Source organism: Kiritimatiellia bacterium, from assembly GCA_018001225.1.
Classification (GTDB): Bacteria; Verrucomicrobiota; Kiritimatiellia; order CAIQIC01; family JAGNIJ01; genus JAGNIJ01.
Window position 1 is genome coordinate 1 of sequence record JAGNIJ010000030.1, and the last position, 18,179, is coordinate 18,179.

The 18,179-nt window shown below is 60.5% G+C and carries 17 protein-coding genes; 4 read left to right on the forward strand and 13 right to left on the reverse strand.

The genetic code is table 11. The annotated features are described in order from the left end of the window. The 11 genes from KA248_10600 to KA248_10650 all read right to left on the reverse strand — a co-directional run. The coding region (locus tag KA248_10600; protein ID MBP7830355.1) for a hypothetical protein at positions 1 to 461 on the reverse strand (461 nt) is incomplete at its 3' end. Between the two features lie 1,571 nt (positions 462 to 2,032). Continuing rightward, complete coding sequence (locus KA248_10605; GenBank protein ID MBP7830356.1) at positions 2,033 to 2,488, reverse strand: hypothetical protein; 456 nt, start codon at positions 2,486 to 2,488, stop codon at positions 2,033 to 2,035. 52 nt (positions 2,489 to 2,540) lie between these two features. After that, complete coding sequence (locus tag KA248_10610) at positions 2,541 to 2,771, reverse strand: hypothetical protein (protein MBP7830357.1); 231 nt, start codon at positions 2,769 to 2,771, stop codon at positions 2,541 to 2,543. Positions 2,772 to 2,904: 133 nt separating this feature from the next. Beyond that, the gene (locus KA248_10615) at positions 2,905 to 4,104 is read right to left on the reverse strand and encodes an AAA family ATPase (protein ID MBP7830358.1); all 1,200 of its coding nucleotides are present in this window, start codon (positions 4,102 to 4,104) and stop codon (positions 2,905 to 2,907) included. Positions 4,105 to 4,107: 3 nt separating this feature from the next. After that, positions 4,108 to 4,968: a hypothetical protein gene (locus KA248_10620; protein MBP7830359.1), complete on the reverse strand. Its 861-nt coding sequence runs from the start codon at positions 4,966 to 4,968 to the stop codon at positions 4,108 to 4,110. Further along, complete coding sequence (locus tag KA248_10625; GenBank protein ID MBP7830360.1) at positions 4,965 to 6,800, reverse strand: hypothetical protein; 1,836 nt, start codon at positions 6,798 to 6,800, stop codon at positions 4,965 to 4,967. Before KA248_10625 ends, KA248_10620 begins: the two co-directional genes overlap by 4 nt. Beyond that, complete coding sequence (locus tag KA248_10630; GenBank protein ID MBP7830361.1) at positions 6,700 to 7,509, reverse strand: hypothetical protein; 810 nt, start codon at positions 7,507 to 7,509, stop codon at positions 6,700 to 6,702. The genes KA248_10625 and KA248_10630 overlap by 101 nt, the downstream gene beginning before the upstream one ends. Before the next feature lie 55 nt (positions 7,510 to 7,564). Continuing rightward, positions 7,565 to 8,062 carry a hypothetical protein gene (locus KA248_10635; protein ID MBP7830362.1) on the reverse strand — a complete coding sequence of 166 codons (498 nt, stop codon included), beginning with the start codon at positions 8,060 to 8,062 and terminating at the stop codon, positions 7,565 to 7,567. Positions 8,063 to 8,111: 49 nt separating this feature from the next. Beyond that, positions 8,112 to 8,555, reverse strand: a complete 444-nt coding sequence (locus KA248_10640; protein MBP7830363.1) for a hypothetical protein — start codon at positions 8,553 to 8,555, stop codon at positions 8,112 to 8,114. Continuing rightward, a complete protein-coding gene (locus KA248_10645; GenBank protein MBP7830364.1) occupies positions 8,552 to 8,908 on the reverse strand; it encodes a helix-turn-helix domain-containing protein in 357 nt (118 codons plus the stop codon). Before KA248_10645 ends, KA248_10640 begins: the two co-directional genes overlap by 4 nt. Before the next feature lie 236 nt (positions 8,909 to 9,144). Then, a complete protein-coding gene (locus KA248_10650) occupies positions 9,145 to 9,897 on the reverse strand; it encodes a hypothetical protein (protein MBP7830365.1) in 753 nt (250 codons plus the stop codon). Positions 9,898 to 10,335: 438 nt separating this feature from the next. Between KA248_10650 and KA248_10655 the strand changes: the two genes are divergently transcribed. From KA248_10655 to KA248_10670, 4 genes are all read left to right on the forward strand, one after another. After that, positions 10,336 to 10,647, forward strand: a complete 312-nt coding sequence (locus KA248_10655) for a hypothetical protein (GenBank protein MBP7830366.1) — start codon at positions 10,336 to 10,338, stop codon at positions 10,645 to 10,647. Between the two features lie 26 nt (positions 10,648 to 10,673). After that, the gene (locus KA248_10660; protein ID MBP7830367.1) at positions 10,674 to 11,504 is read left to right on the forward strand and encodes a hypothetical protein; all 831 of its coding nucleotides are present in this window, start codon (positions 10,674 to 10,676) and stop codon (positions 11,502 to 11,504) included. A 387-nt stretch (positions 11,505 to 11,891) separates the two neighbouring features. Continuing rightward, on the forward strand, positions 11,892 to 13,187 hold the full coding sequence (locus KA248_10665; GenBank protein MBP7830368.1) for a hypothetical protein: 1,296 nt from the start codon (positions 11,892 to 11,894) through the stop codon (positions 13,185 to 13,187). Positions 13,188 to 13,195: 8 nt separating this feature from the next. Continuing rightward, a complete protein-coding gene (locus KA248_10670; protein MBP7830369.1) occupies positions 13,196 to 14,338 on the forward strand; it encodes an aminotransferase class V-fold PLP-dependent enzyme in 1,143 nt (380 codons plus the stop codon). Positions 14,339 to 14,350: 12 nt separating this feature from the next. On the opposite strand, the gene KA248_10675 is transcribed toward KA248_10670, so the two are convergent. Next, positions 14,351 to 15,901, reverse strand: a complete 1,551-nt coding sequence (locus KA248_10675) for an ATP-binding protein (protein MBP7830370.1) — start codon at positions 15,899 to 15,901, stop codon at positions 14,351 to 14,353. Between the two features lie 2 nt (positions 15,902 to 15,903). Continuing rightward, a complete protein-coding gene (locus KA248_10680) occupies positions 15,904 to 17,988 on the reverse strand; it encodes a hypothetical protein (protein ID MBP7830371.1) in 2,085 nt (694 codons plus the stop codon). Positions 17,989 to 18,179: the final 191 nt, after the last annotated feature.

The window sequence follows — 18,179 nt, forward strand, 5'->3', positions numbered from 1 at the left end:
GGCGTAGAGATCAGCACGGCCCAGCCAAGGGTCTGCCCGATGGTGGGCCGAAGGACGTAATGCCACACGTCCGGCGGGATGCTCGCGGCCTCGTCCACCACGATCCCCTGGAACCCATAGCCGCGGATGTTGTCCGGGTTGTCCGCGCTCAAGAACCAGATCCGCACCGGGCCGTGAAGGCCGCGGAACTCTACGCGCGTGGGGGTCCGCCCCGCGACGGTGACGAAGCCCTCGGCGATCTGCCGGAACGCTTCTATTCCCCGCTCGGTAACGTTGTAGGTCGGGGCGATCCAGCCGTAGTCGCCTGCCCGCTCGGTTCCGCCCCGGTCGAGCAGCTCGCCGGCAAGGCACAGGGTCTTTCCGAATCGCCGGCCACAGCAGACGGTGCGGAACCGGTATCCTCGGGCTCGATGGATTTCAAACTGGGCGGCGTGGGGGCGATAGTTAAGAGTGACTGCCATTGGATGATCCCTTCCGCGTCGATGCGAAGACGCGTTTCGTTGGGCAGCAGCGGCATGATGATCTGGCGAAAGAACCGCACCGGCGATTTCTTGAAGTACGTGACCAGGGCATTTTCGAGATCGGCTTGGAGATCCTCGCGGGCCAGAATGCGGTCAAGCGTGAGCAGAGCCGTGATCCGCCCGCCATAGGAGCCTTTCGGCCGACCAGGACCCGGCAGATTGTGGAAGTTATTCATACCGAAAAAAACTATGCTATCGTTATATATTTGTCAAGTAATATCTGTGGTGCCGCCCCCAAGGTCCGCCATGACCGCCGCCCCGTTGCGGGGGCCGCAAGCCCGGAGGGCGGGCGGGGAGCGCCGGTCGCCCATAAAAGGAACAGTTGGCGGCGTCAGCTTGCTGACCCGGTATCTGTTCCTGGCGGCCGGCAGAAAGGGGCGGCGCACCATGGCGGGCGCGGATCGCGCGGAGGCCAGCGAGGGCGGCGTTCCTGGAGGGCAAGCGCCCAAAGCAGTCCGTGGAGAACGACAGATCGAACACGGTCTGCGACGGCGCGACAAAGACGGCCCAGGCCATGAAGTCGAGCCTCCTGGCGGCGGCGGACACGTGGAGCAGCGCGTAGGCGGGGCGGTGGTCGTGGGCGAAGACCGGAGCGGCACCGCGAACGCGGGGCACCACGTACGTGAAGCGAGCGTGGTAGCGGAGTCCCGATGCTGCATCGGGATAGAACGCCGACATGCCGGAGCGGGCGACACAGGGTCCGACGCGACTTGATGGTCGGGATCAGGCCGGCCGGCTCCCGCCCTGGGCGGGACAAGCCGAAAGCCTGCCCCGCGTTGCGCGGGGCCAGCCGCACTCGCGTTCCCGCCGGAGGCGGGCAAGTCCCGTAGCGCGAGCCCGGCCGCGATGGTGCGCCGTGTGGGGGAACTCTTTCCCCCACCTCATCCGCGGAGGCCGGAAGCGGCAGGCCGCAAAAAGCGAAGGACCGAGTCGCGAGGTCCGTTTTGCGGCCGGTCGCTGGAGGCCGACCAACGCGCCTCCCCCTCGAGGGGGAACGGCGCAAGGGGTGGTTAAGCGTCGGGCGCCTCTGCCGGACGCGGAAACCCCATCGGGGCGCGACCGAACCCGCCCTGAAAAACAACCCGACAGGGCGGCCTGCCGCGGGCCGTCGGCGCCTCAGCGCCGATTGTGGGCGGGTTCGCTTAGGTAGTCGCGTCGCGTGTTCCCCCGGAAGGTTCCCCAAGACAGTACCGCATTGAAATGGGGGCGAAGGGAGGGGTTTGGGGAACCGCTAGGGGGAAAACGCGATTTCCGCTTCCGTGCAGAGGCGCCCGACGCGCTACATCCCCCGCCGCGGGGGCTTGGGGGTTTCCGCGCGAAAAGTCCGCGGGGCTTCGGGCGTGGCGATGAATTGCGCGAGGGTTGTATAGGTGCGCGCAAGAAGGGCCGCGGGCTTTCGCGCGTCCGCGACCGACGTCCAGGAGGGCGCGTCCTTACGGCGAGCGGCCCAGCGAGCCGGGGTACTGGCGGCATTCGCACCACCACGCACAGAACGACGATAGAGCAGGTGGCTATCCCGGTCCCGCTTTCGCCTTGGCCTTATCCATCAAACGGTCGAAATCGTCCCGCAGCAACGCTGACTTCGCCACAGCGACGAAGGCCTTTGCAACGGCGATCTCGAGCCGGCCCTGCTTCAGCCGCGCGTTGACCTCGCCCAAGACCTTTCGGATCTCTTCGCGCTCGCGGGTGAGGTGCTTGTCCTTGTCTTGGGCTCGGACCTGCCAGGCGCGGTCGCGGGGGCGGCCCTCCTCGTGGGCCCGGACGTTGGCCTCGTGGACCTGGGTCTTGATCTCTCGCTTGATCTGGTCGATTTCGTTAATGCGCTGGATCAGAAGCTCGCGCAGGTCCTCGTCGGGCAGGCCCTCGGGGATCGTCCAAGGCTCATGGTCTTCGCGGTAACGGGGCTTCGGTGGCCGGGGCGGCCGCGGTTTCCGTGGCTGGTGCAGATGGCGTTCGTTGCTCGGCATGGCTTCAGTTCTCCCAATCAGTGGTGAAATTTCAGGCAAACGGCGCGGCTTGTCAACAGGCCTCGGCAGTTGCAGGGCGGGCCGCGGCCGGGTAGCGGCGGAACGGCCAGCGGAACAGGGCGATCCGCTTATCCGGCCGCCCGATGATCGTGGCCCTGTGCCCGGCACGGGTGAAGCGCCAGCGCTCCAACTCGAGCCAGATGCCGAAGGGCATGGGGCCGCGGGCTGTTTCGACGAGTTCGTCCGGCTGGTGCCAGACCGTAACTTGGATCTTCTTTTTCATCTGAGTCCTCTATCGGGTGGGCGAACGAACAGCAGCCCTTCCCCTAAAGGGGAAAGGGGCTGTTCGTTCGGGGGTGGTGTTGTTCGTTCGCGAACATGTTCGGCTAGATAGCATCTGGTTAATAGTGAACATGTTAAAAGGGAATCTCCCGTTGAACGGGACGAACATGCTCGCCAGTGAACTCAAGAATGCCGTGTTCGATCGCACTGGCCGTCTTGCCGGTGATCCATCGGCGGCGAGTGACACCCAGGGCGTCGTCCGTAGCCGCCTCGGTGATGCCCATCTCCTTGGCACGACGCATGACCTCGGCCGGCGGAAGCCCGGCCTCCCGCTCGGTATCCGTCTTGAACACCTCCGGGAGGCGCCTGTAGCCCTCCTGGGCGCCCTTTTGGTTGAGGCTCTGGACCTCGGCAAGGTCCGGTTCACGCCAGTAAATCTTGCCCGGCTCACGGGCGTGGGCGATGAACCGGTCGAGCGTGGGCTTATCGTCGGCATCGCGCCACCCAAGCCGGCCGCCACGCTTGGCGACGGTCAGGAGGTAGATGCCGGGGATTTGCGTCCTCTGCAGGCCGATCACTGCCCGAGCCCAGTTGGCCCACTCCGCGGAACCGGCTCCGAGGTACGCGAAGTCGCTCCCCTGCCAGGTATCCTTCTTGTCCTTCCCACGGAGGGGCTTGTTCGTGTGATGGGATAGAAGAAGGCAGACCCCAGTATCCATCAGAACCGGGTTGATTTGGTTGCGGAGCCAGAGGGAAACGTCCTTCTGGCTCGATGCGTCTGCGCCAAGGTACGAGAAAGCCGGGTCCACCAGGATAAAGTCAGGCTGATACTGCGCCGCGATCTCCCGGAGCAGGGAGGCGAAGTCGGCCCCGGTCCGGGTGGTTTCGCGGAAAAATACGAGGTTGGCATGGATGAGGGCAATGTCCGCCGCCGCCAGCGGCTCCACCCCCGCACCTCCGGCTTCAAGGGAGTAGAAGACCCCCTGGAAGGATTCAGCGAGGTCGCCCTCGTCGTTTTCCGCCTGAACGATGACCACTTTCATAGGCCGGGCAAAGCGCATACCGAACAGATCTCGCTTCACGGTGGCGTGAATGGCGAACTGCATCAGGAACGATGATTTCCCGACGCCGGTAGGCCCGGCGATCAGGACAGAACCACCCTTACAGAGATACCGGCGCGGAATCAGTTCCCCAGGGTCAGCGTCGGGCTTGAAGTCGAGAAGCTGAGCCGGCGTAATCGGGACCGGAAGCCTGGGCCGGTTCTCGTCCTGCCAGGCGCGGAAGGCTTCAGGCTCATGCCGGAGGAATTCGAGAAGGATTTCGTTGGCGTCCATGGCTCAAAGAACCTTGGGGTTGAAGTACAGGATGTCCTGGCGTTTGCCGTTCTCGCGGCGCCCGCCGGGCATGCGGACAAGCTTGGACCGGTCCCACAGCGAACGATCAGCGCCGATATACACGGCCAGCTCGAAGAACCTTTGCTTGAGAAAGGCCGGAAGCTTACGGGCGGAAAACCAACCGTGGATGGACTTGCCGCCGGAATAGACGGCCATGACCAAAGGCATAAAGGCCATATTCAGACTGGATAGTACGGCGACCTGATCCTCCAACGGTTCGCCCTGGTCGAATTCCACAACGAGGTAGCGGCGATCTTCCAGGGTGCAGGCGTTGTCCAGGCTGCGGGCTGATTCACGGCCCAGGACCGTCTTGCCCGTGGCCGCGCGCATGGGATTGGCGACGATGTAGGCCATGGCGGAAGCGACCGGCAGGACGGATTCGAGGGGCTGGGTTATTGCATGGAAAGGATCGGGGGCTATGCAAACCAATTCGCCCGGCTTATAGAGCCGGGGCAGAACGTCTTCGGAAGTCAGCCCTATGGGGACAGGTTTAAAAAGCGGCGTGGTATAGGCTCGGTCACGACGTTCTTCATGGTCAGGGTCCGGCCACTTGATTGACGGTTCGATGGGCAAATCGGCTTCAATCTTCGCGACGGCTTCGACGATCTCGCTTTCGAAATCTCGGTCATTCCATCCGTATTCATCCGCAAGACGGCAGAGAAAGCGCCGTACGAAGTCCGGGTTGAAGTTTTTCAGGAGCCCGGAGGCAACACGGAAAAGCCAGATATGGCGACCCTGGCCGGCTGCCGGAGGATGGGCCAAAAGTTCAGCCGTATGGCGACTATAGGGGAAAAGGCGGCTCATTTGCAGTACTCCTGGGCTTCAGTCGTTTCCACGGACAACGGCAGGGCTGCGGCCCACACAGGCGGCTGGCACATGATCCATGACACGGCGCGCGGATCAGCAAAGGGGCAATTGGCTTGGGCCTCGACCACAAGCTCGTCGTGGACGGAGAGGACGACACGGTAGCCGGCGTCGTGCAGCCGGAGCCAGGCGGCGGCCATAATGTCACGGGCGGTGGCCTGAACCTTGTTCTCGAGGAGCCGACCGCCGAAGATCTTCTCGCGGCGACCACCGCGGACCGTGGTGCAGGTCATCGTCTTGGCGTCCACGTTGAAGTAGCGGAGATAGCGCCCGGAAGGCAGATACATGAAGTAGGTGCCGCCATCATGGGCTCGGAAGTCCGATTCAAGCGTTCGCCACAGGCGGACGATCAAGGGGTTGGATTGCCGGTATTCCCGGACCACGCGTTCGGATTCGGCCAGGTCGAGTTCAATGCCGCCGAGGACCTTGGCAACTTGGACGAAGCGCGCGGGCCCGCAGCCGAAACCAAGCCCCAGGACCCTGGATTTCGCCAGGAAGTATGTTTTCGGGTCTTCTTTTTTCAGATCCTTTCCGCTCCACCCCATCGTCTTGACGGCATGAACTTGGTACACGCTCTGCCCGGACCGGATCGCTTCGAGGGCTTCTGTGTCGCCGGCCAAGAATAGGGTCACGCGGGCCTCGATCTGCGCGTAGTCGGCGATGATGAACTTGTGGCCGGACGCCGGGACTATTAACCGGCGGATGTCGACGCCCTCGCAGTCTGCACGGTTCAGGTTCTGGGCATTCCAGCCGTTGGAACCGGACCAGCGCCCGGTCTGGGTGGCGCCGAAGTAGAGAAGCTCGTAGGCCAGGCGGCCGTCGGGTTTGATCCGTGTCCGCATGGCCTCGAGAACGGTCTTTGCACGGTTGATGCGGCGATACATCTGCATGGTGCGGACCCAAGGGAATCGCCTGCCGTATTCAGCAGCCCATACGTCGAACTCGGCGCTGGTCTTGGCCGTGGACGGCGGGGCCGGGATGCCGGCGGCCTTGCAGGCGGCGGCAAGGGCGATGGGGCTTGTAGGGGCGTGAGTCTTCGACCAGGGGATCGCTTTCAGAGTTTCATCCAGCAACACGTCGAGCGTGACGATCGCCGAATTTAAGGCCGGGCGATTGATCGCAAGGCCGTAATCCCCCATGTCCATCGTCAGCTCGGACAGCCGCCGCTCGGACTCCGGCCAGCGGTGGGCGTGGTTGCGCCAGATGGCGTGGCAAGCCCCGGCATCGGCGCGAGCGTAATCGGACATCTCGTCGGACAGCGTCAATTGCCGGGAGTCCTGCCCCTTGGCCCGGCGCCGGGGGTTCTTGTCGAGATTGAGGCCGACAAGAGCGCGGGCCGCGCCGGCCAGATCGCGCGGGGCCTGGAGGTAGGCCGCAAGACTGGCGGTGCAGAGCCAACGGGAGGGAGCCACATCGGCCGGAATGATGCCCAGCTCCTGCAGCCGGCGGAATACCGCTCGATCGAACCCGGCGTTGTGGGAGATCCACAGCTTGCCGGAGATCGAGCGCCAGTCGAAGTCCTTCGGATGGCAGGCGCTGGACGTGGAACCATCGCACACCGCGACCAGGTAAGCGTTGAACCTCGGGTCGGCGCAATAGGCATGGTGGCCAAGCATGCGAACGGTGTAGGCCGCCGAGTACTCGGTCTCGAAGTCCACGGCGACAGCCGGTTCATGCGGCGGTGCGGCAGTCACGCGGGTCGTACCCCTTGAACGCCCGCCAGATTGCGCAGGCGTGGAGGAACGTTTCGTAGAGTTCAGGAAGATTTTCATGTTTGCAGACCTCCATCCGGCCGGGTTCGGTTGAGCTGATATAGACGTTGGCCGCCAAGACCTTGGGCAGGGCCTCGGGGCCATAATGGGCGGCGGCGTAGGCGGCGAGTTGCATACCCTGACCATCGTAGGGAGTGACCTTCTCGCCCGGCTTGGTCTTGCGGGTCTTCCAGTCGATGATCCCCTTCCCGTCCTTACCGAACGAGAAGAGCGCGTCCACGCGGCCAGCGTAGCCATCGGCCTTGTTGACCAAGACCAGCTCGCGGGCGGTGAACACGATGCCGGTCTTCTTCACCCATTCCGCAACGGGCAGGATGTAGGGCGCATATTGCGGATCGAAGGGCTCGCCGGACATGGCAAGATCGAGCGCCTCATGGATGCCGGACCCGAGATCCACCGCCGCCTCGACCTGGGCGAAGGCCGCGTCCATGACGCGCTGGGTCCAGTACTCGGGCGTCTCGGCGGGTTGGCGGGGGTTCTCGCCGGCGGCCAGGATCGCTTGCTTGATCTTCCAGGTTTCAAGCCCCGGCTTGGCAAAGATGCCGAGGACGGACGTGACGCTCGGGAAAAGGTGATGCACCTTCGCGTCCCGGATCGTGGTGGGCCGTGTGCCGCGATCGTCGTTACGAAACTGCTCGTGCGCCGGACGGCCGTCGGCGGTGTACCAGTGCGAGGCGGCAGGACTCTTACCTTTTGTCAGGATCGCCATGGTTGTTTCCTCCCGGGGCGGGAGCCCCCGCGGGCCCCCGCCCCTTGCTGTTGGTTCAGAACGGCAGTTCGTCATCCCCCTGGGCGGCGGGAGCGGCAGGAGCCGGAGGCGGCTGGCCGGGGACTGCGGGCTGGAACCCCTCGGGCACAGGGCTGATCGAGGCGATCCCCGAGAAGACCTGGCCGGGATTGCGCGTGGACGGGACGTGCTCCACGGTGATGAGGGCCTTCCGGCCCCTCATCTCCATGTAATCCCAACCCATCCTCGGCGGTTCGCCGAGCCAGGCCTTCAGGAACGCAAAGAGGCTGCTCTTTTCGTTCCCGCTGATGCGGAAGGAGCGGGAGGCGACCTTGTGCGCCTGGCCCGACTTGTCCCGGAACCCGAAGAGGAAGCCGGTCAAGTCAACCTTCTCCATCTCCTCGGACTGGAACTTCCGACGCTCGACGCCGAACACGTCTTTGACGTCGATGCAGGTGGCGATGAACGTCCCCTTCGGGGCGAGGTCGCCGGTCTCGAACATCTGCGCGGACTTGGGTGCTGTCAGTATGGCCATGACTGCTTCTCCTTATGGTTTGTGTTTGGCCTTCCTTCGTGGCGGTCTGCTACGAAGCCCGTTTCCCGAGCGCGTAGGTCAGCAGGCCCAGCGCGTCGGCGGTGGAAAGGGTGATCTTCAGGTGCGGGTAGCGGGCCTGCATGAGGCCCTTGATCGCGTTCTTGCGCTCGCGCTTGTCTTTCGGGAAGGCCCCGAGCGCCTTCATCCAGACGGTCGGCGAGACTTCGATAAGGGGGATCGAGAGCGCCATGATCGCGCCCTCCAGGAGCCCGCAGCCGCGGGCGAACTTGCAGGCGGCGGGGCCGCTGTTGCCGGGGACATAGCCGCCGGTCTTCTCCAGGTAGGCGGTGACATCACGGCCAGTGGCCTTGAGCATCCGCAGATGGTCAATGATGTCGCCGGCCGTGGGCGGCATGTCGGCGCTGTTAACGATGCCGTCGTCGTCCATCCAGGCGATGCCGCCGGATTGGCCGGGATCAATGGCGAGGATCACGATGCGCCCCCTTTCTGGACGTTCTTCCGGGGCCGGCCGCGGCGGGACTTGTAGGGGGTCATGCCCAGCTTGCCGGCGGCCAGCGCCTCGATGTCCGTGCGGCGGACGCGGTAGGACCCGGGGAAGAGCTCGATCTTCGTGATTTTACCCGACTGAAGCACACGCCAGAGCGTGGGCCGGCTTACTCCGAGAAACTCCGCCGCCACGCCCATTCCGAGCAGGAGCGGCCCGATGGCAGGATCCTCGGCCGTTTGAATCGGTTCACCACGCAGGACCTTGAGCGCGGTTTCCTTATGCTCCTCGCTGGCCGTCAGCAGGGCCTGCAAGATACTGTTCGTCAGTTCGCTGTTCATCCCCCACCCCAGTTCGGATCAGGTTTTCACCCTATGGGCGTTTGCCACACGAGCCGGGGGATGACGTGGCGTGGTGTGGCGGCGAACAAACGGCGCAGGAACGGATTAAGAAAAGAGGCGTGGGAAGCGTGGCGGCGTGGGGCGCCACATCAGGCGGGATGTGGCAATAGATGCCACACATGTGGCAAAAAACCCGGACACGGGTCCGGGCATGAATGGCGACGATGTCAGGCGGATTATATGGGTTTCACGATGGAGTCCGGATGGACACCCTTGCGATGGCTAGTACGAACGGAGGCAAAGAAACGCTTCAACTCCGGGTATTTGGCCTCAAGCGCGTGTTTGCGGCGGCGAATGGTTTCATCCGAGCATCGAAGCTGACGACCGATCTCGGCCAGGGAATAGACCTTCCCCCTGGCCGGATCCTTGTGGGACATCAGGAGATTTGCCAAGACCCGCTCATCCGGAGTCATTTGCGGAGGGAGATCTCCACCGGTGATCAGGAGCCCGGATTGCAGGGTACGCTCGGCGACAGCGAGCCGCTCTAGATGCTCCGAGGGCTTGGCTTCCTGAAGCTTGAGCGCTTGCTGGTGATGGCGGGGATTTGTCGCGTGGACGGAAACAGAGGCGATTTCATCGCGCGTTCGCCAGACAAGGCGGGCGTCACGGAAGGTGCCCAAGCCGCGCACGGGAGTGATGATACGATCCGGAACCTGGAACTCCGCCTCCGGCGCGTTCGTAACCACTCGAAGCGTATGCTCGTGACCAACCAGACGCAACCGGTGCTCCTGGACGATGATCAAGTGACGGGGCCAGCCATTGGCATTGTATTCCTTCTGCTTTTCGGGGGGGACAGGATGAGCCTGAATCACATGAGTGCGGCGCCGAATCGGGAGGATGGTATGAAACACGAGGTCATTCCATAGAATAACCACGAGGATGAAGGGATCCGGCTGCAGTCCGGGCAGTCCAAGCTGTTCGGTGCTCATCGCGGCCTCCAAACTGGGGGCCGGACGGGCTTTCGAATCGAGTCCCACTCCAGCGTCCCGAACAGAGGAAAATATACCCACCTGCGGGCGTGGCAACCACAAAAAGAAAATAGCTGTAACCCCTTATACAGAAGTGGAATAAAGGCTTGTTGATACGTGTTGATGGTGTGAATAACTTGGAGCCCTGCAAAGCCGGTTATCCAACAGGCGTAGCAACAGGATGTAACCGAGAGAGCTACAAGGTCGCGCCACGCCGGGGCCTTTTCATCTCGCACAATTTTTTCATCCGAATTATCCTGAACCGTACTGGAGGGTCCTTTGCAACTGACGAGCGACCAGAGACGCTGGGCATCAAAGCGCCGACAGGGCGTCCCCGCCGGAACACTCCGAAAGACACTGATCCGGCAGAAAGGCCGATGTGCTGTCTCCGGGGTCCAGATGATTTTCGATAATGCCGAAGGCACTCCCATCACGGGCGGCCGGGGTTGCCATCCGCTGTACCCGGCCGTTGATCACATTGATCCGGGCAATCCTCATGGCGGGCACCAGATCATGTGCTACGCGCTCAATGACCTGAAGGGCCACTTGCCGACGGAGTGCTTCAAGGCACTCAAGAGAACCAAGGCCTGGCGGACACTGATGGCCAAATGGCGCAGGCAAGCGGGAAGAAACACGCGGGACCGGGTCGCCTTCATGAAGCTGCTGCGGCCGAATGCGAAACCGAAGAAGCAGAAAGAAGAAAAAGACTGAATTTCGCACCACACAAAGGGACTCCTATGAAGCCAATCGGCACCTTCCCATTCGGCCAGCCCATTCTGCCCGTGCGGCAGGAGGACCGGGGCCCGAAAAAGGTCTTTGTCCTGGGCGTCTATGCGAGCGCGGTTCACGCCCGGTGGATCGGGCCAGATGGTAAACAGCTGATTAGTGCCGTCGGGGTCGCGTCCGAACCGGAGATCTTCTGGCGCGGCGACAAGGAACAGGCCGCGGAGATAATTCAGAGGATTTCACTTCCCAAAGGGGCAGGGAGCCTTGCGCCGGCAAACGAGCAACACAACGGGCCGTCAGGCCGGGCGCTAGATGAACTTATTCTGCAACCGCTCGATCTGAAAAGATCAGATACCTGGCTCTGCGACCTTGTGCCGAACAGTTGCATGAATCCCGGGCAGAAGAGAGCGCTGAAGAGGGCTTACGACCCGTTGATGACAAAACTGGGGTTGCCTGCTTACAACTGGCCAGACGTACCTGCGATACTTGCCTGTAAAGAGAGAGTCAAAGAGATCGAGGCGGAGCTTATCGAATCGAAAGCCGAACTCTTGATCACGCTGGGCAACCTACCCCTGCGATGGTTTGCCAGCCTGTATGGAGCCAAGACCACACTGGCTGAATACGGGAAGAAGCAAGGCGAATACGGGCAACTTAATCCAATACGCATCGGGAACCGCAAACTGCATTTGCGGCCGCTCGTGCATCCACGCCAGGCGGGAAGACTCGGTCAGCATTCACGGGAATTGGCAGAACTGCATGCAGAATGGATTGCGCTCTCGCGATCCGCACACACGGTTGAACCAGACGCTCACCGTGCTGTCTTTTACTTGAGAGCCAAGTGAATAGGTACAGCCTGACCTCGATTTCTCAGATGGAAAGTTGCTGGGGGACGCCGGTATACTGGCCATCAATGGACAGCGTCTTGTTGTAGTGATTGCAATGGCAGGCTCCGCCCCCGCGCAGAGCGGCATGGACCGAGGTTCAACCGTTTGCCTTCGGGAGTCGGCCCACTGAGGCAAAGGCTGAACGTGCAGCAGAAGCAGGCCAACAACTTAATGGTGTACAACGGCGGCTCGACCGCGAAGACGGCGCAACAGGCTTTATCGCACAGAGTCTCAAAGGAGGCGCGGCTGACACGACGTGGAACATGGTTATAAACTTCTACCCGAATCAGGGCTATGAGATAGTCTGTTTTGGCGAACACGCAAGACTCGCAATCGATGCGGAGGATGGCTATGGAAATACGTTTTCAAGAATGGGGATACGAGATCCCCGACGACATGCTTGTCCGCTATGGCAGCCCGTATTTCTCACGTCCTGATGCAGGTAGCGCGCTACGAGAACAGCTCTTGGCAAACGCTACACTGGTGAGCTGCCAGGTGCTAACTTTTCAGGAACAGCAGGTTATCTGTGCAAATGAAGCCTTCCCGGAAGCTGCAGTTTCGGACCCCTTGGCTGACTTGCGAGTCTGGGATGAGTGGGAAACAGGCCATCGGGTGTTTCCCTACCCAGGTCGTTTCAGCAGGCTGGGATTGACCCGTCAGGAAGGCAAGACCTCAAGTCCATCGAGTGTGGGAGTCTTAGGCGAGATCTTCGCAGGGCTGTTTGCGCAGGCGTTCATTGCCCCTCAGGTGCTTGTGCGTGTAATCAGGCATTGGCCTGACCTGATCTTCTACTCGCACGACGAGATATACGCATTCGTGGAGTCCAAGGCATTTACCGAGAAGTTGGATGGTCGTCTACTTGGCGATCGGATCCCGGATCGTCTTCTCAAGGATCTGCTTTGTGATTCCGTGGCGCAGCTCAACGCCGATCCCCATTTGGATGTATGGGGAGCGTTCACCGGCATTCTCACAATACAGCCAGATTTCTGTCTCACGGTAACGTTCCTGCGGCTGACGCCGTCCGAAACGCGGAGAGGTGCCAATCCGCGGGACTGTCTCCCTCCGGCTGTAGTGAAGGGAGTTGCGGAGCGGGCCATTGCACAGGCGGCTGCCAAAGCCGACGCCGAGGTTCTCTTGGCACTGGGTGACGGTGGGTCGGGGGCACAAGCGCGGCAACCCGGGGGTGGATCGGGTCACATCAAGAGGCTTTCTAGGGCTGATGTTGAGGCTATCCTGGTGGAAGCGGCAATGCGCGAAGCTGAGGAGGTATTAGCAGTGTCGGGTACCGCTGTGGCTGTTGCGGGTTCTCGGGGAGAGATTGAGCAGGAGGTGCGGCGCCTGGTTCACGAGTCGCGACCTGCTGAGCTACAAAGCGGGCGACGATTCTTCGAGATCAAGCAGGCGGTTGAGGGGTCGGTTCTTGAGAAGGTGCGGATGTTGGGGGAGGACTGCATATTCATGGCGAATCTGTCACACGCCGATCTCCACGAGATCGAAGCTCATTGGAGACCGTCTTGGGAGAAAGCAGCGGAACCCCTCACAATCATCGAAGGGTACCCGGTATGGCGCGGAGGTGGGGCCGCTTACTGTATTGGGCCTCAAAGCCTTGAGCACCGATCACTGCGGATACGGCACGTATAGTGGTGGCCATGATCTACCTCGATTACAATGCCACAACGCCCATCGCGCCTGACGTTTTCGAGGCAATGCGCCCCTTCCTCACCACTGAGTGGGGAAATCCATCGAGCGCGTATGGTTTGGGGGTGACAGCCAGGAACGCGGTCGCGAAGGCTCGAGAACAGGTCGCACAGTTGGTGGGCGCGCATCCTGGCGAGATTCTGTTCACCTCTTGTGCGACGGAGAGCAACAACGCGGCGATCCATGCGGCCCTGATGGCAAGGGCGGAGAAACGTCACATCATTACGTCAGCCGTGGAGCACTCATCGGTTCTTCAGTTCTGCAGGTTCCTTGAGCAGGACGGTTATCGGATTACCTACCTTCCCGTTGACCGTGAAGGCTTGCTCGATATCAGCGACCTCGAAGCCAGCATTGGTGATGACACGGCGCTTGTATCTCTGATGTGGGCCAACAACGAAACGGGAGTGTTGTTCCCGGTAGAGCAGATTGCCGGGGTGTGTCACGAGCATGGGGTGTTGTTTCATTGCGATGCCGTTCAGATGGTTGGGAAGATGAGCGTGAACGCAGAGCGCACAGGGGCGGATTACTTGTCTCTGTCCGGACACAAGTTTCATGCCCCAAAGGGGGTCGGAGCGCTGTACGTGCATCGCAAGGCACCCTTCTGCCCTTATCTGCACGGCGGGCATCAAGAACAAGGCCGGCGCGGTGGCACGGAGAATGTAGCGCTCGTTGTTGGCCTGGGAGTAGCCGCAGAGCTCGCTCTGACGAGGGTCAACGATTACGAGAAGCTGATCCGGCCTCTGCGCGACTCGTTGGAAAGCGACATTCTTGGGGGGGTGGAATGTGCGGAGCTGAATGGTCACCGAACGCTCCGTTTGCCCAATACAACGAATATCAGCTTTCGGGGGGTTAGCTCAGACGCGCTCGTTTTGGTGCTCGAGGGAGAGGGCGTTTGCGTGTCATCTGGGTCAGCTTGTCTTGCCGACTCGGGCGAGCCCTCACATGTCATCAAGGCGATGAAGCCCGAGATTGGAGACGCCAGGCAATCACTGCGGCTGTCACTTGGATACGACAGCCTCAGAGAAGCTGTGGTGATTGCCGCTTCTGCAATAGTCGCATCCGTCAAAGGACTTCTGGAAATGCGCGGAGCGTGAGGGTTGTGCGCGTTACTTGACGTTCTCGCCCCAGCACTGCACTCGCTCAGGATTCCTTCCTGGAGCCTTCACGAATGCCACTCCCTTGGGAAGGTGTGCACTGGAGAACTCTTCCGGCAGCACTTTGCGTCCGAACACGCCGATCATATTTCGCAAGCCCTTCTGTGACTGAGCGCACGCGAAGGAAACAATGACGCCGAGCTGACGAGTGAAGTCATCTACCTCGCCCTCGAAGTCGCTCGGATCCTGAGAAAGCAGATTCACCGTGACGCCTTTCGATCGGCCGCGCCTAATCAGATCAACAAGAGACTCTGAGCGCCGATCACGAAGGACCTTCCTTGCTTCATCGACGATGAGGAGATGTCGCAAGGAGCGGTAGTTCCCTGTCGAAGGCACCTCTGGCTGGTCGAGCAGAAAGCTACTGGTGGCATCCAGAAGTAGAAGGGTCGCGAGTCGCTTCAACTCCTCGGGCAGATTCAGGGTTACGATCCACGACTGCTGGAAAAACTCCGCCGGCTGGAGGTCGGGAGAGAATGATTGCAGGCTCGTGAGTTCATTGAGACGACTGACAATGCTGTCGTCCTCTTTGCCCTCACTACGAAGGCGTTGCTGATAGGTCTCGAGTATGTTCTGCAACCCTCGTTCACCACGACTAGTGATCACCTCCTCAATGGCATCGCGCAATACGTCCCGCTGACGATCCCCGGGGCTCCGACAGCACATTACGAGGCTGTCACGTAGCCGCATCGCAGAAGTCTTGATCTTGTGAGTGGGGGCGTCGGCTGGAGGAAGGAAATCTAGCGGGAGTGCTTCTTTGCCAACTTCGATCCTGCGAGCCCTCCTCGCGAACTTCTGGAGATCGGGGTGAAGATTTGATTCAGTGGTGAACTCGGGTTTAACGTCAATGAAGATGAAAGGTATTTGCGTCTGTTCGATGATCTGTTCAGCCAGTTGCACGCAGGTGAGGGTTTTCCCGCCCCCGGTCGATCCCATAAAGGCGATGTGGGGAGGTGCTCCTTGGGCGTTAAGAATGAAATCAAAGGGCTTGCCGCCGGGGAAGGTCTTGCTTACGGGACCAAGCTTAAGACGAATCTCACCCGACTCTCCGGTTCCCTTTGCTGCAGGGATAGACCCGAGTCCGCTCGTTTCTGGGAGGTAATCTGCCAGGCGGGCAACGAGCTTAGTGTGGCTTTTGTCGCAGTCGTCCAGTTCATCTTTGATGAGACGGAATCCACGCGCCCAGTGTGCTTCAACAAGCGATCTGAAATCTTCGAGCGTGGAGGTCGGACTGAGTTTGCCATCCACGATAAGGGCGCACAGCCAGATATCTGATTCATCGCCAAAGAGGGCTTCGCCGGGGATGGAGGTTTTGAAGTACTTCGTCGATGGCGGAAGTGGGTCTGGGGCTTTTCGCTCAGCCAGAGACCGGCCGATTAGGAGCTGAGCGGACTCGTAGCGTGTTTGAAGGCCAAATGTCGTCCGGAGCCGCGCTTCGAAGTCCGCAGCCTCCTCTGTCGGAGTGAAGTGCGCTTTCCAGACTCTCTCTTTGAATTCAGGGTTCATGTCTACTCTGGAAAATATGTGTCGGGGTGGACTAGCGAAATGCGGTCTGCATCCTCATAGACCACCAAGAACTGCTGGCTGACCTGACCGCGGATTGACTCGACGAGGTCCAGGGTGACCTCCTTATCGTGAGTAAGAATGATCACTTGATCCAAGTCAAAACCAGCCAGGGCCTTGAGTGTACGCGGACGGTATTTGGAGTCTGCGTTGCCAAGAGGTGTGTCAATCACGAGGGGGACACGGCGCTGCGTGATCTCAGCTAACGCCAAGCTGTAGGCAATACCGAATGCGCGCCGCTCGAATCCGCTATTCGTTTCCAACAGCATGTCTGGACTCCCGTCACTGAAAATTAGCTGCGGCGGTTGCCCGGGAGCCAAGCTCACGACGGCGTTACGAAACCTTCGGTCAGCGATGTTGGTGAAGTGTCTTGTTACATACGCCTCGAGCCTGGAGGTCGTCACCGGCTGCAGATTGCCCTGCAACTCCTCCAGGGCGCGGCACACGCGTTCAGCCACGGCCATGCGCTTCTGTTCTGGCCCGAGGCGAGAAAGCTGCTCTCTCAGTTCGCCGATACGCTTGGTCAGCTCATGAAGTTCTGCCTTCAGTGCCTTCAATTCGTTTTCGAGCGCCCCGATTCCGTGGATATCCTGCTGAATCTCCGAGTTCAGGATGTCAAGCTTCTCGCGCACCTCTTGGGTAGCTTGTGGCACGTCCTGCAAACGGTTCTTTCTGCTCTTGGCGTCTTCGAAGGAGTCCCGTGCATCGCGTGCTCGTTTGGCTGCCGCCCGGATCTTCGCTGAGCCCAGGGAATGAGCTTGTGCGAGCAACTGGAGGGCGCGAACGCGGGAGTCGCCCTTCAAGTGTCCCAACAAGAAGGTGTCTGCACAGTTCGCAGGAGGCGGGTTGTAGATGCTTTCAAGGGCTTCGGCGAAGCGGTTTCTCAAGGCTGAGCGTGATTGTGCGGACAGTTCGCCGAGGATTGGGTCTGGGTCCGGCAGTGCTGCATCAAGGACCTTCTCCCTGTTATCGATAGTGCCTCTCTTGAGGCTCTCCCAGTCTTCCCGCAGAGCCTCACTCCTCAGCCGGTTCTGAATGGCGGGCGCAAGTCGGGACGTCGCAAGTGCCAATCCAAGCTGCTTGACCAGATTAGCCAAGGCCTTCTCTGCTTCCGTCAACTCCTTCTCGGCCACGACATAGTCGCGTTCTGCCTGCGCGTACGTCATGTTGTTTATCCCGCCCATGCGGGCCAACTCTTCCTGAAGCTGAGACCGCTGCCGTTCCTTCTGTTCCTTGTCAGACTCCAGCTTCTGAAGGTCGGTCTGCTTCTTGCCGATCCTCTCGTTAAGGACGTCCTTTTCTTTGAGCTTATCGTCGCACTCCTTTTGCTGGTCTGAGCACTTGCGTTTGCCGCCGGTCGTCTGCCGCATGCGGAAGAGGTACTGGTTCATTGTGTCAGACAGTTCTTCGACGACCTTTGTGCCAAACATGACCTCGACGGCCTTCTTGAGACCTCGCTCGCCCTGTGACTCGATGAGCTTCTGAGCCTGCTCGCCATCAAAGAAGAAGGCAGGTGCGACGTGTGCCTGAAAGAGGCTCCTCTCAATGCGTTCATGGGCGAGAACAATCGGATCCTTGTCTGCAGGGCCTCCGCTCTTCAGTTTGCCCCCGATGTAGACATCGACCTCCTCAAAAGAATCACCCTGTTTGGGTTCATTGCGACCTGAGAAGAACCAGCGGCGAACCACACGGACTTCATCCTCGTCCTTGGAATCCCGCCACGAGGGAGTGAAGGTGATATCGATGACCGTTGGCTCGGATGAATCAGCAGTATTCCTGCGAAACCTCGCGATAGCATCGCGATATGTTTTGATGTCCTGATTTGTATCATACCGGGCAAATCCTTCGCAGTGCCGCAGCCCAAAACGACCAAACAAGCCCATATAGAGAGAAAGAAGGAAACTGGTCTTACCATGTCCGTTCAGGGCCCCGACGAGTACAACGGATCGGCGTTCCGAGGGGGCCTTGAAGTCGAATGTGGCGTCAGCATAAGTGCGCCAATTCTGCAGATGTAATCTGGACAAATACACCTATGACTCCTTGGAATTCTTGATGAATCGGTCCAAGACCGCTTCGATCTCTTCGGGCAACCCGAATCGGCGGCCTGAACCCGCATACGAATTCACGAGTTCACAGAGATCCTTGAGAAGATCGATGTCCACGCGATGTTGCTCGCAGATCTTGCGGATGACCTTCTTGCTCTCTGCATCTTCAAAGCATG